The following is a 14,452-nucleotide window of genomic DNA, read 5'->3' on the forward strand; positions in this document are numbered from 1 at the left end:
CGTTCTCCTTTAACCGATTTTACGCCGCGTTGGTCCTTTCGGCGTATCCGGAGGCAACTCTTCCCGGACTTTGTTTACTAATTCTTCCTCTGTCATATCGTCCGCCGCTTCCGTTTCCTCTTTGGCTCTGTGCCGAAAGAACGGCCGGCGTTCTTTTTCCTGCAGACCTTCAAGCCGCCTGCGCTGCGCGCGCGTTGCGGGCTTAGGATCGTCCGCATATTTTTCGAGGAAATCCATTGCCGGTTCGTCCGGCTGCACCTCCGCTTCTCCGACCGGCGGTACTACAATGGTCGGCTCCTCCTCTTCCATTGCTTCTTCTGCACTTGCAGCCGGGCTCTCTGCCGTTTCCTCCGCCTCCATTTTTTCCGCAGCATCGGCCTCAGAAGCCTGAAAAACCGGCGTTCCGATCGGCTCCATAACGATCTCCGTCGGCTGTTGAAGCCTATGCGGCATATATTCCCCGCCGCCGCATCCGTGGATCGTATCTGCGGAAATATACTCTACTACCATATCGTCTATGACCTTTCCAATGTACCTTACGGTGTCCATTGGCGTCATAGAGTATTCTCCCTCCTGCTCTGCTGCTGTTTCTCCCGCCATTCCGGCAATATATACTCCGGTTATCGCAGCCTCATAGACATCCTTTCCCTGCGCAAGCAGACCGCCGATCACACCGGTCAGTACATCTCCGCTGCCGCCCTTTGCCATTCCCGGAGTTCCTACACAGAGAAGCGTAGCGTTCCCAAACTGGTCCGCAACGATCGTCGTGCTTCCTTTCAAAACCAGAGTCACACCATATTCCGCTGCAAAATCGACCGCAGCCTTAACGGGATCTTCCAAAATTTTTCCCACAGAAAGGCCGCATAATCTGGAAAATTCCTTTGGATGAGGGGTAAGGATCACTTCTCCTTTTTTCTCTTCCAATACTTCCAGATGACCCGCAAGAGCATTCAGTCCGTCTGCATCGATCACTTTTGGTAAATCGCATTCTGCAATGATACGGCTTACCACCTCCTCGACCGCCTCGCCGCGTCCGAGTCCGGGCCCTACAGCAACCGCCGTTTTCCCCTGTGACAGCTTGAGGACCATGTCTGCCGCCTCTTTTGCCAAAACTCCATTCTCGTCCGCAAGTTCAAAGCAGGTCGCCTCCGGCACAGTATGCTGCAGAACATCCACCACATCTCCACAGGCCGCGGCAGTAACGAGCCCTGCGCCCGCGCGGGAAGCGGCACGAGCACAAAGCACAGCGGCTCCTGCCATTCCATAGCTGCCCGCGATCATAAGCAATCTGCCATAACTCCCCTTATTGGAGTCGAGCGGACGCTGTCCGAGACACATATCGGGATCGTCGCTCTCATAAACACAGACTGCCGCCTGCAGAGGGATATCGCATCCATCATCTATACCGATCTTCACGACCTGAAGCTCGCCGGAATGTTCCCTGCCCGGATAAAGAAAGTGTCCTATCTTCGGATATTGGAACGTGACCGTGATATCCGCTCTCACTGCCGTTCCAAGGACCGCGCCCGTCTGCGCGCTGATCCCCGACGGGATATCTATGCTGACGACCAACGCATCCCGTTCATTCAGAAATTCAGCGGCAATACGGTATATCCCGTCCAACGGACGCGAAAGCCCGGTCCCAAAAACTGCGTCTACATAAACGTCCGCTTCCGGAAGCGCCTCAAGCCCCTCCCTGTTCGTTATGACGGTATAGAATTCTCTCGTTTCTTTAAAAAAAGCAAAATTTTCCGCTGCATCGCCGGAGATATCGGACGGATTTCCAAGCACGACGACCTTTACGTCGTATCCGTTCGCAAGGAGTATCCGCGCAACGGCAAACCCGTCCCCTCCGTTGTTTCCTGTTCCACAGAACACCTGCACACTGCACGGCTCCATCTCTGCGCGTATCGCTTCATAGACCCCGTGCGCTGCATTTTCCATCAATACGAGCCCCGGTATCTTCATCCGTTCTATCATATAGCGGTCTACCGCTTTCATTTGCTGTGACGTCAGTAATGTCCTCATTCTGCCTTTTCCTCCTTTTCGAGTATGACGACCGCGCTTGCCGTATCTTCCGTATGTGTGATACTGATATGCAAAGCCGCTGCTTTTCCAGCCAACTCACCATGCAAAACGACATACGGTGCGCCGCTCTCCCTATGTAATATTTCAATATCTGTCAGCCGGGCGTCTGTAATACCAAGCGACAACGCTTTCAGGACCGCTTCTTTGGCGCAGAACATTCCGGCCGCGCTTTGCGCCGCAAGCGCCCTTTTTTTAAGATAATCCCGTTCTTTTTCAGTAAATACCCTGTTTAGAAAAGCCTCCCGTTTCATCGCCTGTTCCATACGTGCGATACGGAGGCTGTCGATCCCTACGCCCGCGATCATTTGGTCTCTCCCGCGGCAAGCACGCTATTGACAACGGCCCGCCGCGTCACCTCGATCACCGCCGTGATCAGCGCGTTCATATCCGCCGTTCTTGTTCCATAGGAAAGCGAAAACATCGTATCTCCGTCCACCATCGTATGGATCGGATCGATCGCTTTTGCAAGACCGTCGTGCGCGACCTGCGCAAGCTTTGCCGCTTCATCCTTGGAAAGCGCGGCGTTTGTCGCCACCACGCCTATCGTCGTGTTTCTGCCTTTCATAAATTCCACCTGCGCCTTATGCTCGAGCAGATGCTGAGCCGTATTGATATGTATACCGTTTTTTTGCGTGCCGGCTAATATCCTGCCGTTTTCCACAACATCTCCAAATGCGTTGACTCCGACGAGCGCTGCTGCAAAAACGCCGCCCGGAAGCTGCAGGCTGGCAGTTCCGACGCCGCTTTTCTGCGCATGCTTCATACCGAGCGCCTTACCTACCGTCGCTCCCATGCCAACGCCCACGCTTCCCTGCGGTACTTTCGTGCATGCGTTGATGCAGGCCGCATATCCCATGCCTGCATTAGGGCGGATATCGCTTCTTCCATACCCAAGATCATAGATCACGGCGGCCGGAACGATCGGAATGACGGCATCGTCTGTACGCACTCCCATTCCCTGCTGTTCGCAATAGATCATAACGCCATCGGCAGCAGCAAGCCCAAATGCGCTTCCGCCCGCAAGCAGCACCGCATAGCATTCCTGTACTGCCTTTCCCTGAGACATAAAATCCGTCTCACGCGTGCCCGGCGCACTGCCGCGCACGTCTACGCCGCATACCGCCCCATTCGGCACGAGAACGACCGTGATCCCCGTGCTGCCCGCATGGTCCTGCGCATGGCCCACCAACAGGCCCTGAATGTCCGTAATGCTTCCGCTGTACATAAAAATCTCCGTCAGATATATTGCCCGATCCCGCGGATCGAGACTTCCCCCGCCATAAAGGCTCTTATTTTTCCATTGATATCCAGCAGAAGCTCTCCTTGCTTGGAAAATCCTCTGCACACGCCTGAAAACGTTTCTTCTCCGCTCAGTACCCTGATCTCTTTTCCTATTATAGCACTATTTGCGCAATATTCGTCAAAAATCGCGTCGATCCCTCCGGAAATATACCGGCTGCAATAGGCCGATACGTCATCTGCCATAGCGGCCGCAAGCTTCAGGCGGCTCTGTTCTCTCCCTGTCGCCGTCAACAGAGAGACGGCCCTTTGCGCAAGCTCGCCGGGAAATTCCTTCTGATTGACGTTCAGCCCCATCCCGCAGACAATATATTCCACCCGGTCCATATCAGAAGACATTTCCGTCAAGATCCCACATAGCTTTTTCCCCTGATAGACGACGTCGTTCGGCCATTTGATCTTTGCGTCCACACCGCATATCCTCCTGACCGCGCTGATCACCCCGAGCGCTGCGGCAAAGGTCACCGCAGGTGCTTTCGGCGGTTCAAAGCCCGGTCTGAAAAGCATGCTCATCTGGACGGAATCCCCGGGCAAAGATACCCAGCCCCGGCTGAGCCGTCCTTTTCCCTTTGTCTGAAGCTCCGCAATATAAATCGTTCCGTCAGCAGCGCCTGCCCGCGCTTGTCTTTTGGCATACTCATTCGTTGAATCGGTCTCCTCCAGCCATGTGACGTCATGCTCCCGCTCGGTAAAAAGCCCGATGTATTCCGGCTTGAGGACATCCGGCAGCTTCACAAGGCGGTATCCCCGCTTCGTATGTGCCTCGACCTCCGCCCCGTCCTCCTTGATCGCCTTGATATGCTTCCATACGGCGGCCCGTGAGACGCCCAGCCGTTCGCTGATCTGCTCTCCGGATAAAAAGTCATCCGCATCGAAAAGCAGTTTTAAAATATCTTTTCTCATTCCTCTTCATGCCTTTCAAGCGCGCGTTTGATCTCTTCGTATTCGAAGCCCTTTGCCATCAACGCACGCATGATTTTCTGTTTCGCGCTTTTTTCGTTTTCTGCACGGTATTTTTGCTTGAGTCTGCCGATATGCCCGCGAATCACGTCTTCATCCTTCTCCGTGCTTTGTGCCGCAGCCTGTGCAATATCGCGCGGGATGCCTTTTTGCATCAATTTCTGTATCACGACATAGCGTCCGTATTTCCGGGAAAGCTCTTGCGCATAAAGCTCTGCAAATCTGCCGTCGTCCAGATAACCGATCTCTTCTAATTTCCGGATCACGCGCCCGACCGTCTCCTCCGCGATCTCTTTTTCCCGCAGTTTATCGCGCAGCTCCTTTGCCGTACGCATACGGTAGGAGAGCAGTTTCATTGCGCAGGAAAGCGCGTATTTTTCTCCGTCTTCCTGCAGAATACGTTCTTTCTCCTCCTCTGTGATATATGCTCCTGTTTTCAGACGGTGAGAAACGGCGGTATCCGCATAAACTGCGAACGCAAACTTTCCCCCGGTATAAATATGAACGCGTTCCTTATTTTTTTGCCCGACGCGAATATCCGTTATCCTTTCCATACAACTATTATACTGGAAACGGGTATGATTTGGAATAAATTTGCATTTTTTCCTGTTTTTTTGTAAAATGGCGATATGAAAAAGATGATTGGTATCTTATTGCTTATTTGCCTAATAACAGTGCTCCCTGTTCTTGCTTCGGCACAGGAGGACGCTGCCATCAAGCAATCTTCCACCGGAGACGAGGTCGCTTTGATCCAAGCCAGATTGCGCGATTTGGGTTATCTCAATTACCGGCCCACCGGGAAATTCAGCGATATGACGGCAGAGGCCGTAAAAAAATTTCAAATGCAAAGCGGCATCGCACCGGACGGGCAGGTCGGCAGCGAGACCTATCAGGCGTTGTTTTCCGCCGACGCGAAACGGGCGCCGATGAATCCATCTGTCAAAAAGGTATCCGGCCCGGCATATTCCGGCTCCGTCCAGCAAAGAGGCGAGCTTTTGTCTTGGGAAGATGCAGATCCATTGCTCCCGGCCGATACTTCCTTTTCCGTGCAGGACCTTAACACAGGCAGTACATTTAATCTTGTACGGACCGGCGGCATAAACTGTGCACAGGTGGCGACTCCCTCCCCGGCAGATTATGAAACTTACCGTTCTATCTTCGGCGGAGACGATACATGGGAGCACCGCGCCGTATTGGTCACTCTGAACGGTCATACATACGCGGCTTCTCTTTTCGGTATGCCGACCGGCGGAGACGATCTTTATGGGAGCGGTATGCACGGACACACTTTCCTATATTTTAATAATAGCAAGACGGATATTTTCTCGCTTGCAGATGAGGAACATATTCAAGCGCTGCTGCGGGCCGGACAGTAAAACGATGGTTGAACGTAAAAAAACGGCTGTAACAGCCGTTTTTTTATTGATTTTTCTCAGCTCCTGTAGTACCAAGCGTTTATATCTGCAAATATCTGGCCCTGCAGCGGCTCCCCGATATCCGTCAATAAATCGTTGCATACAATAGAGTTCGTTCTGAAATAAAGCCCTATCTGCGGCATGCGCTCGATCAACAGCCGCTGAAGCTCACTATAGGCACTTTTCACCGTTTCTTCCGTAAAGGCTGCACGCGCCGCATCAATCGCGGCGGTGATCTCCGTACTGTTCACACCGCCGTAATTTGCCGAGCCTCCCGGATTAAACATAAAACCGATATCCGGGTCTTCATCCAAATAGAAGCTGCACAGCGCAAGATCAAACGCCCCCGTCTGTAAGCGGTCATAATAGGTTCGCTGGTCTAATTCCTCTACCGTCACTTCGATGCCCACTTCGCCAAGCTGCTTTTTGATGGCCTTTGCGGCCTCCATGCGGTAGGAAAGCTCCCGGTCATCGGGTACGATCAGCGTGAGCGAAAGAATATTTCCCTGCCCGTCCTTGCTGCTCCTATAGCCCGCGCTTTCCAGAAGCGCACGCGCCGTTTTGAGATCGTCATCCTGCTTATATTTGGAATCGTATGCATAGAAATCCGGTGATATCGGCATATTGGCAGGGATCCCGTGCCCCAGAAGCACCGTCGAAATGAGTTCTCTGCGGTCTATCGCATAAGATATCGCCCGCCGCACTTCAGTGACGCCAAGTGCCGAACGGTTCAAATTAGGGATCAGACAATCGTAATAGTTCGTCATATAATCTACTACCTTCGTCTTTCCGGAGCTCTTATAATTTCCCGCATATAGAACATCTGTCGTTATAAAATCAAGAACGCTTGTTGATACCGCCTCAAGCTTCGCCGTGCTGCCTACCGTCGGTTTTGCTACGATCCTCGGGATATTCGGTGCAGTCTGCCACCACGCTTCATTTGCGACCAACACCATCTCATTCGCCGCATCGAACGATTCCACGCGATAAGGGCCTGTGCCTACCGTCTGTTCCGCTTCGTGCAGAGACTGATTGAATACGGGAAACGCCAGAAAATATAATGCTTCCATTCCGGGTTTCGTCATAGTAAGTCTGACTGTAGCCGAGTCTACTGCTTCTATGCTTTCAACAAGTGAATTATATTGCGTATAACGGTTGGTCTGCGGAATCTCCACGGCCGCCGACCCGTCCGGCGTTCCGGTCCCATCAGCCGAATCAGAAGAAGCTGACGGCGAAAGTGTATCCGACGGTTCTGCCGTTCCCTCTGCTTCCTCTGTACCGTCACCGCCCGCCTGTGCGTCCGGCTCCTGCGTTCTTTCAGGTTCGGGCGCCTCCTCTGCCGGAGCCTGAAACTGTGTTCCGCTCAACGCGCCGACCTGCTGCGCACTATAGACGATATCCTCTGCCGTAAGCGGGGTGCCGTCGGAAAATGTAACGTTTTGCCGCACTTTCAGCGTATATATCCGGCCGCTTTCGTCCGTCTCCCACGATTCGATCAGGCAGGGTTCAGGCATGCCGCCTGTACCGATACGTACCGCAGGCTCATAGATTAGGCCGAGCAAATTAACAAGGTCTTCATCCGTTGCTTCAAGCGGGTCAAGAGAAATTATATCAGCAGGCATCGCAATAAAAAGCTCTCCTCCCACCTGCTTTTGCGTCTGCTCTGCGGAGACTGCAGCGGAGGCAGATGCTGCCGTTCCGGGATTTCCCTCTGCGTCATTTCCTATACTGCCGCATGCGCACAAAACAACCGCTGCGCATGCAAGCAGACATGCGGTCATTTTTTTACCCAAGCTCATACAGCTCTTTATATTTTTCATAAGCTTTTGTTACCTTTTTTACATAATGGTCCGTCTCTTCGTACGGAATATTCGTCAGATTCGTACCATCCGAATACTGCGGATCATCGAGCCATTCCATGACCCGGTTATGTCCGGCATTGTAGGCTGCCATAATGACAGGAAGCGAATCGAACCGCTCCTGCAAAAACTGCAGATACCAGCATCCCATCTCTATATTGGTCTCCGGGTCTAAAAGATCATTCGCTGTGAAGCCCTCTGATCCTAATTTTCCTGCGATCCACTCGCCTGTTTCCGGCATGATCTGCATAAGGCCCATGGCTCCGGCTCCTGAGACCGCCTCCGGATCAAACCCGCTTTCCGTATGGATGATCGCCGCCACAAAATAGGGGTCAAGGCCATATTCCCCCGCATAGCGTTCAATCAAGTCCTCGTATTCCAACCGGTACTGGCTTTTTTCCAGTTCCGGCATCAATGCGAAAATACATACTAATCCTATTATGACCGCTGCCGTGATGCAAATCACTGCGATCGCAGCCTTTTTGCCGCGGCCCTGCCGTCTATACCCGACTCTTCCCATAAAAGTGAACCTCAATCTGTTTTTTCAGCTGCTCAGGCGTTCCGTCGTTTACGAGCACGACGTCGGCCCTATCGAGCATCTCTTTTTCCGCTGTCTGGCTTTTCAGCCGGTTTTTTGCATGTTCCCCGTCTATCCCATCCCGCGCGCGTATCCGCTCAAGCTTTTGCGCATCGCCGGCCCGAATCAGCCATATCTCGTCAACATCCCTGTCAAGCCCCGTATCGGTCAGGAGCGCACAGTCTATGACGACGATCTCCTTTTTGGAAGCAGCCTTCCGGCACCGCACTTCATCCAGTATCATCGGATGCAAAATAGCATTGAGCCGCATAAGGGCATCCGGTTCCGCAAAAACACGGGCGCCCAGCTTGCGTCTGTCTAACGTTCCGTCTTTCAGAAAGAAATCCGGCCCGAATGTTTCCCGTACGGCTAAATAACCTTTTTGCCCCGGGCGGCAGAGATCGCGCGAGATCTGGTCGGCATCAATGATTTCTGCCCCAAGCTGCCGCATATATTCCGCAGCTGTGCTTTTTCCCGCTCCGCTGTTTCCCGTGAGTCCTATCGTGCGTTTCATTTCGCCTCCGCCCACGTTTTCCCGCGCGCTATGTTGACGCGAAGCGGCACGCTCAGCTTCATCGCATTTTCCATACAATCGCGCAGCAGCTCGGTCACCTCTTCCAGCTCCTCTTCTTTTGCGTATAAAATCAACTCGTCGTGCACCTGCAGCACGAGTTTAGAGACGTATTTCTTTTCCTCCAGCGCCTTTTGGACCCTATTCATAGCGATCTTAATGATATCGGCCGCACTGCCCTGTATCGGCGTGTTGAGCGCCGCGCGCTCCCCAAAGGAACGAATGTTATAATTCCCCGAGGAAAGCTCCGGTATATAGCGTATCCGTCCGCACAAGGTCCTCACAAAACCATCCTCATGCGCCTGTGCAATCACCTCATCCATATATTTGCGCACGCCTCCGAATTCCTCAAAATAGCGTGCGATATAGTCTGCTGCCCGCTTACGTGTGATGCCAAGATTCCGTGCAAGGCCAAAATCGCTGATCCCGTAAACGATTCCAAAGTTGACTGCTTTTGCGCTTGCCCTTTCCGCAGGAGTGATATCCTCTATCGGTTTACTCAGTACTTCCGCCGCGGTACGCGCGTGGATATCCTGCCCTTTCAGAAAAGCGTCCTTCAGATGCTTGTCATCCGCGATAGCCGCGAGGATGCGCAGCTCGATCTGCGAATAATCTGCGGAAACGATCTCAAATCCGTCCGGTGCAACAAATGCGCTGCGAATGTCGTTCGCCATTGCAGACTTGATGGGAATATTCTGGAGATTTGGCTCCGCGCTTGAAAGCCGTCCGGTTGCCGTCGCAGTCTGGAGAAACGTCGTATGGATGACACCACCCCGTATCATGCCGATCAAACCGTCTATATACGTACCTTTCAGCTTCGTAAGAGACCGGTACTCAATGATGTACGGAATGATCGGATGCTTGTTCTCCAGCTTTTCCAACACTTCAATATCCGTTGAGTAGCCGGTCTTTGTTTTTTTCACAACAGGAAGCTCCAGCTTGTCAAACAAGACCTCCGCCAGCTGCTTCGTCGAACTGATATTGAATGTTCCTCCTGCAAGCCCGAATATCTTTTCCGTGAGCGTTTCGATCTGCTTATCATATTTTTCCCCAAGCGTCTCAAGCGCCTTTCCGCTCACATGGAAGCCCTCTTTTTCCATTCCATAGAGCACGCGCAGAAGCGGCTGCTCGATCTCGTACAGGATATTTTCAAGCCCGCTGCGCTCTATCCCATCGCGCTGACGCGCTGAAAGCGTGAATAGGTCAGCTGCATTCTCACCAAGCTCTGCCCGCTTCATGACGCTTGCGAGGTCATATTTCGAGCGGGAGGGGTCAAGCACCCATGCGCCGAGCATCGTATCATAAAAATCCTGAAAAATCTCCCCGCCCCATTCGTGCATAAGCGCTTTGACATCGTGCGCGATCACCCTTTTCTCAGCCAGAAAAGGCTTCAGGGCACGCATCGCTTCGTTCAAGTCATAGCCGTCATCCAACAGACTCTGCCGCAAAGGGATAACATATTCTGTTTCCCCGTCGATGGCGAGCCGTATCCCGTCCCGAAGCAAAAAGGAGAATTCGTATGCATCGTCAAGCATCCCGAGCTCCGACAATTCTATCGGTATGGTTTCCACCTTTTTCTCTTCCGCCTCTTCCAGCGCAAAGCGTCTGAGAAAAGATGTGAAGCCGTATCGGCTGCTCATTTCGCGCAGCCCGTCCCTGTCAAATCCGCTGAACCGGAAGTCATCCAAATCCTTTTTCAGCGGCATTCCCGTATCGATCGTCGCAAGGTCTTTTGACATAAACGCAGATTCTTTTCCTGCTTTTAGCTTTTCATACAGCTTATTTTTAGGGAGCTGCTCGAGCGCATCGTAAAGAGCCTCTATCGTCGGATATTCGTGCAGCAGCTTGAGCGCCGTTTTCTCGCCGATGCCCGCAATCCCGGGTATATTGTCGGACGCATCTCCCATAAGCGCCTTAAGATCCGGTATCTGTGACGGTGTAAGCCCCATTTCATCGAGCAACGTTTCCCGCGACATCAGTTTCGTTTCCGTAACGCCTTTTTTAGTAAGTACAACGCTGATATGATCGTCGATCAGTTGGAGCTGGTCTTTGTCCGCCGTAAAAATAAAAGAAGGAATATTCTCTTTTTCCGCCCGCACGGAAAGTGCGCCGATAATATCGTCCGCCTCATATCCGGCCTGATCCACGCAATGTACGCCAATATGTTCGAGCGCTTCCTGCAGCATAGGGATCTGTGCTAAAAGCTCGTCCGGCGTTTTTCGCCGTCCCGCTTTATATTCGCCGTATTTCTCATGGCGGAATGTCTTCTCCCGCCGGTCGAACGCGACCGCAATATAGGTAGGCGCATATTCTTCCACGACATGAAAAAGCATCGTGAAAAAGCCATAAATGGCGTTGGTCGGCCTGCCTTCCTTATCCTGCATCGTTGTGGGCAGCGCCCAATATGCCCGGAACACAAGGCTGTTCCCATCGATCGCAAGTAATGTATCCGCCATAATATCCTCCCTTAAAGCCGCGCTGCAATGCTAATATTCTATCATGCCTAATAGGTAAAATCAAACCGCGGCCACGGCTTTCCGGCCCGGCAAGGCAGGAAATTCTGTAAAAACTTTTTGAATTTTTACTTTTCCGCAGCGCTACATGAGCGCCATAGCAAAGAGCACCGTGAGGATCCCGGATATCCCAATAGCAATACCGCTCATAGCTCCCTCCACCTCGCCTATCTCCAACGCCTTTGCCGTGCCGAGCGCATGGCTGCATGTGCCGATCGCTACGCCTGCTGCGATCGAATTCCCCACACGAAACAATTTGATCAGCGACGGTGCGAGCATCGCCCCCACGATCCCCGTTACGACGACCGCGGCAACCGTAATGGACGGCTCCCCTCCAAGTCCTGCGGAGACATCCATCGCGATTGGCGTCGTGACCGATTTAGGGAGCAGAGAATACAGCATGACTTCATCCAAATGAAAAAGCCTGCATAAACCGTATACGCTTCCCATCGACACGAGAGAACCGACTGCGCTTCCAATTATGATTGGCAGAAAATTTCGTTTGAGAAGCCATACCTGCCGGTAAATAGACAGGGCCAGAGACGCCGTTGCCGGCACCAGAAAAAATGCGATCAGGTCTCCGCCTTGGTTGAAGCTTTCAAGCGGTATATGAAAGGTCAGAAGCACCACGATCACAATGGCGATCGCGATCAAAAGCGGATTTGCGATGGGCGAACCCGTTTTGCGGTTGATCCACAAGCCGGCTGCATACGCGCAGATGCACAAAACGACTCCAAAAAACGGGGAAGCGAAAAATTCACTCATCTCTGCGTCCCTCCCGCGCTTTCTTTTGAACCGCCATAACTGCTTTTACCGTATAGGCCGTAGCCGCAAAGGTTATGATCGTCGTCACAAAGCAGATGAGCAGAAAAGGAAACAGGCATTCTTTCAAAAGATCGAATTGTTCGATGATGGCAACTCCTGCCGGAATAAAAAAGAACGCCATATTTTTCAGCAGAAAATCTCCGAATTGCTCGATATGACGCGGTTTTATCCATTTGACGAGCAATAATACAAAGAGCAGTATCATGCTGACAACACTTGTAGGGATCGTGATCGGAAGTACTCCCGATATCAATTCACCTGCAAGGCATACGGTAAGCACGACGCCCACTTGGAATAAACTTTTCATTGATTGCCCCCATGCCGTTAAAATATCCCTTTGGCATTATAGTCCCCTTTTCCATAGCAGGCAACCTTTTTCTGCAGACCGCCTGCACGGAAAATGCCCGCCATACTGCCGCACATGATTTTTATTGTTCCAAAAGCTGTGCATCCAATTAATCAATGATGCCTAAAGACAGCTTCCAGCATAAAACCCGCCTTACAGATTCATCGATTCGTTCCTGCGTAAGCGTTCCGTTTTTCACCGCTTCCAGCACAGCGTCATACTGTGCTTCAAACTGCGAGCTCAGTACAAGATCGTTTCCGGCCTGAACAGCAAGCACAGCCGCCTCTCCTGTTCCGTATTCGCCGCGTATCGCGTCCATATAAAGGTCATCCGTCATGATCACACCGGAGAATCCCAGATCATCCCTCAGTACCTCATGGACCTCAGGCGACAGCGACGCAGGCCTATTCCCGTCCATACACTCTACGATATTATGGCAGACGAGTACACTGCCTGCATTTTGCGCGATCCCCGCCTCGAAAGGCAGAAAGTCGTTTTCTGCAAATTCATCATAGGGGCGCGTATCCTGTGCGATTCCCGTATGGGTGTCTTCGTTGGAGCCGTATCCCGGAAAATGCTTGAGCGTACAGCCTATGCTGCTTTTATTCATCTGCTCTACGACTGCCGCTGTATATTCTGCCGTTTCGACAGCGTCTTTTCCCAGCGTACGTTCATAAATAAAATCGTCCGGGCTCGTGGAAACGTCGCACACAGGGGCGAGATTTACATTGATTCCCAGTTCGAGGAGAATCTCCGATTTTCTTGCCGTATCCTCCAATACGGCTTCCGTTCCGCCCTGTGCATAAAGCTCCTGCGGTGACAGAAAGGTTTCTCCGCACAGCTGCTCATATTTGCCGACACGCTTGACCGTGCCTCCCTCCTCATCTACGCCGATCAGCATTCCGATATCCGCAGCCTGCTGATATCGATCGACCGCAGCACGTACTTCCTGCTTTGTTTTGTCTTTAAAATCGCGGTCGAACAAAATATAACCCGCAGGATGGTATTCTGCTGCGGTTTCCGCCGCATCTGTCTCCGGACAGCGTACAAAAAACAACTGCCCGACTTTTTCTTCGACTGTCATTTCCCGCATAATTTCTTCCGCACGGTCCTCGTAAAGATTGAACGGCGGATCCGGCGCCTTTTCCTTTAGCTCTATTTGTGCTGCAATACGTTCTCCTGCACTTTCAAAATAAAGCGTTTCTACAACATCGCCGGCTTCTATCGTCCGTACAGACGGCAGGCTTTCTGCAGCCGCTGTTTCAGCAGAATGAACAGAATGTGTCACCGCCCTATCCAATCCGTCTCCAAACAGAAAGGAAAGCGTTTCTCCGCTGCTCTTCTCCTTTAGCACGAAACTGCTCTCTCCTATTTCCACTATCATTCCAAGCAGCGTTTTTAGTTCCGGCGTAGGCATGGGCGAAAGAGCAGCTGTGTCCTCCGGAGTCACGCTGTCTTCAGCAGCCTTCACCTCCGTGGGCATTACCGACCTCTCGGATATTCCGCCCGCAGCGCAGCCCGCCAAAAAAAACGCTCCGCATAAAAATAATGCTGTTATTTTTGATTTCATTATGGCGTCTCCCAACTTTTCTATGCCTCCAGTATACCATAAATTCTCATTCTTTCATTGACTTTTCCCTTTTGTTATGCTATCATTTCAAAGCAATCAAATAAGCCGAAGTGGTGGAACTGGCAGACGCGCTGGACTCAAAATCCTGTGGTAGCAATACCGTGTGGGTTCGATTCCCACCTTCGGCACCAAAGGAAAAACCGCTTGTGAAGCGGTTTTTCTTTATTAAGGCCATTTTTTCCGTATTCTCCAATTCTTCCAACGTAACCAAAAACGCAGCTAAAAATACGATAATTGCGTTATAAAGGCGTTTGATACAGCCAGAAATGCAACCATAATTTATATTATAGCTGCCTCTCGTTTCTTTCTATCCGTTTTTTATCAAATACAAAAAAACCAATCCGAAGCCCCCACCCATGTTTTTATCCT

At 51.8% G+C, this 14,452-nt stretch carries 13 protein-coding genes and 1 tRNA gene; 2 read left to right on the forward strand and 12 right to left on the reverse strand.

What is annotated here, in order from left to right; genetic code table 11:
• Nucleotides 1–9: 9 nt before the first annotated feature.
• Genes PUP29_RS03575 through PUP29_RS03595 form a run of 5 tightly spaced genes read right to left on the reverse strand, consistent with a single transcriptional unit; the run spans nucleotide 10 to nucleotide 4,901 of the window.
• On the reverse strand, nucleotides 10–2,028 hold the full coding sequence (locus PUP29_RS03575; RefSeq protein ID WP_079547189.1) for an NAD(P)H-hydrate dehydratase: 2,019 nt from the start codon (nucleotides 2,026–2,028) through the stop codon (nucleotides 10–12).
• Nucleotides 2,025–2,393, reverse strand: coding sequence for a holo-ACP synthase (gene acpS, locus PUP29_RS03580; RefSeq protein ID WP_079547188.1), 369 nt, complete (start codon nucleotides 2,391–2,393; stop codon nucleotides 2,025–2,027). Before acpS ends, PUP29_RS03575 begins: the two co-directional genes overlap by 4 nt.
• Nucleotides 2,390–3,313, reverse strand: a complete 924-nt coding sequence (locus PUP29_RS03585) for a P1 family peptidase (RefSeq protein ID WP_079547187.1) — start codon at nucleotides 3,311–3,313, stop codon at nucleotides 2,390–2,392. Before PUP29_RS03585 ends, acpS begins: the two co-directional genes overlap by 4 nt.
• Before the next feature lie 11 nt (nucleotides 3,314–3,324).
• Complete coding sequence (locus PUP29_RS03590) at nucleotides 3,325–4,290, reverse strand: biotin--[acetyl-CoA-carboxylase] ligase (RefSeq protein ID WP_079547186.1); 966 nt, start codon at nucleotides 4,288–4,290, stop codon at nucleotides 3,325–3,327.
• The gene (locus PUP29_RS03595; RefSeq protein ID WP_079547185.1) at nucleotides 4,287–4,901 is read right to left on the reverse strand and encodes a RecX family transcriptional regulator; all 615 of its coding nucleotides are present in this window, start codon (nucleotides 4,899–4,901) and stop codon (nucleotides 4,287–4,289) included. The genes PUP29_RS03590 and PUP29_RS03595 overlap by 4 nt, the downstream gene beginning before the upstream one ends.
• Nucleotides 4,902–4,976: 75 nt before the next feature.
• Between PUP29_RS03595 and PUP29_RS03600 the strand changes: the two genes are divergently transcribed.
• Entirely contained in the window at nucleotides 4,977–5,723 is a 747-nt protein-coding gene (locus tag PUP29_RS03600; RefSeq protein ID WP_079547184.1) for a peptidoglycan-binding domain-containing protein, read from the forward strand.
• Nucleotides 5,724–5,779: 56 nt separating this feature from the next.
• On the opposite strand, the gene PUP29_RS03605 is transcribed toward PUP29_RS03600, so the two are convergent.
• From PUP29_RS03605 to PUP29_RS03635, 7 genes are all read right to left on the reverse strand, one after another.
• Nucleotides 5,780–7,582 carry an ABC transporter substrate-binding protein gene (locus PUP29_RS03605; RefSeq protein WP_079547183.1) on the reverse strand — a complete coding sequence of 601 codons (1,803 nt, stop codon included), beginning with the start codon at nucleotides 7,580–7,582 and terminating at the stop codon, nucleotides 5,780–5,782.
• Nucleotides 7,548–8,141, reverse strand: coding sequence for a lytic transglycosylase domain-containing protein (locus tag PUP29_RS03610; RefSeq protein WP_079547182.1), 594 nt, complete (start codon nucleotides 8,139–8,141; stop codon nucleotides 7,548–7,550). The genes PUP29_RS03605 and PUP29_RS03610 overlap by 35 nt, the downstream gene beginning before the upstream one ends.
• The gene (gene coaE, locus PUP29_RS03615; protein WP_079547181.1) at nucleotides 8,122–8,712 is read right to left on the reverse strand and encodes a dephospho-CoA kinase; all 591 of its coding nucleotides are present in this window, start codon (nucleotides 8,710–8,712) and stop codon (nucleotides 8,122–8,124) included. Before coaE ends, PUP29_RS03610 begins: the two co-directional genes overlap by 20 nt.
• A complete protein-coding gene (polA, locus tag PUP29_RS03620; RefSeq protein WP_079547180.1) occupies nucleotides 8,709–11,225 on the reverse strand; it encodes a DNA polymerase I in 2,517 nt (838 codons plus the stop codon). Before polA ends, coaE begins: the two co-directional genes overlap by 4 nt.
• 141 nt (nucleotides 11,226–11,366) lie before the next feature.
• On the reverse strand, nucleotides 11,367–12,047 hold the full coding sequence (locus PUP29_RS03625) for an LrgB family protein (RefSeq protein WP_079547179.1): 681 nt from the start codon (nucleotides 12,045–12,047) through the stop codon (nucleotides 11,367–11,369).
• Nucleotides 12,040–12,414 (reverse strand): CidA/LrgA family protein, encoded by a 375-nt coding sequence (locus PUP29_RS03630; protein ID WP_079547178.1) that lies wholly within the window; start codon nucleotides 12,412–12,414, stop codon nucleotides 12,040–12,042. The genes PUP29_RS03625 and PUP29_RS03630 overlap by 8 nt, the downstream gene beginning before the upstream one ends.
• Before the next feature lie 148 nt (nucleotides 12,415–12,562).
• Nucleotides 12,563–14,023 carry a glycoside hydrolase family 3 protein gene (locus PUP29_RS03635; protein ID WP_353423853.1) on the reverse strand — a complete coding sequence of 487 codons (1,461 nt, stop codon included), beginning with the start codon at nucleotides 14,021–14,023 and terminating at the stop codon, nucleotides 12,563–12,565.
• Nucleotides 14,024–14,127: 104 nt separating this feature from the next.
• On the opposite strand from PUP29_RS03635, the gene PUP29_RS03640 reads away from it, so the two are divergent.
• Nucleotides 14,128–14,214, forward strand: a tRNA-Leu gene (locus tag PUP29_RS03640).
• Nucleotides 14,215–14,452: the final 238 nt, after the last annotated feature.

This window comes from Christensenella massiliensis, from assembly GCF_040409835.1.
GTDB classification, from domain to species: Bacteria; Bacillota; Clostridia; order Christensenellales; family Christensenellaceae; genus Christensenella; species Christensenella massiliensis.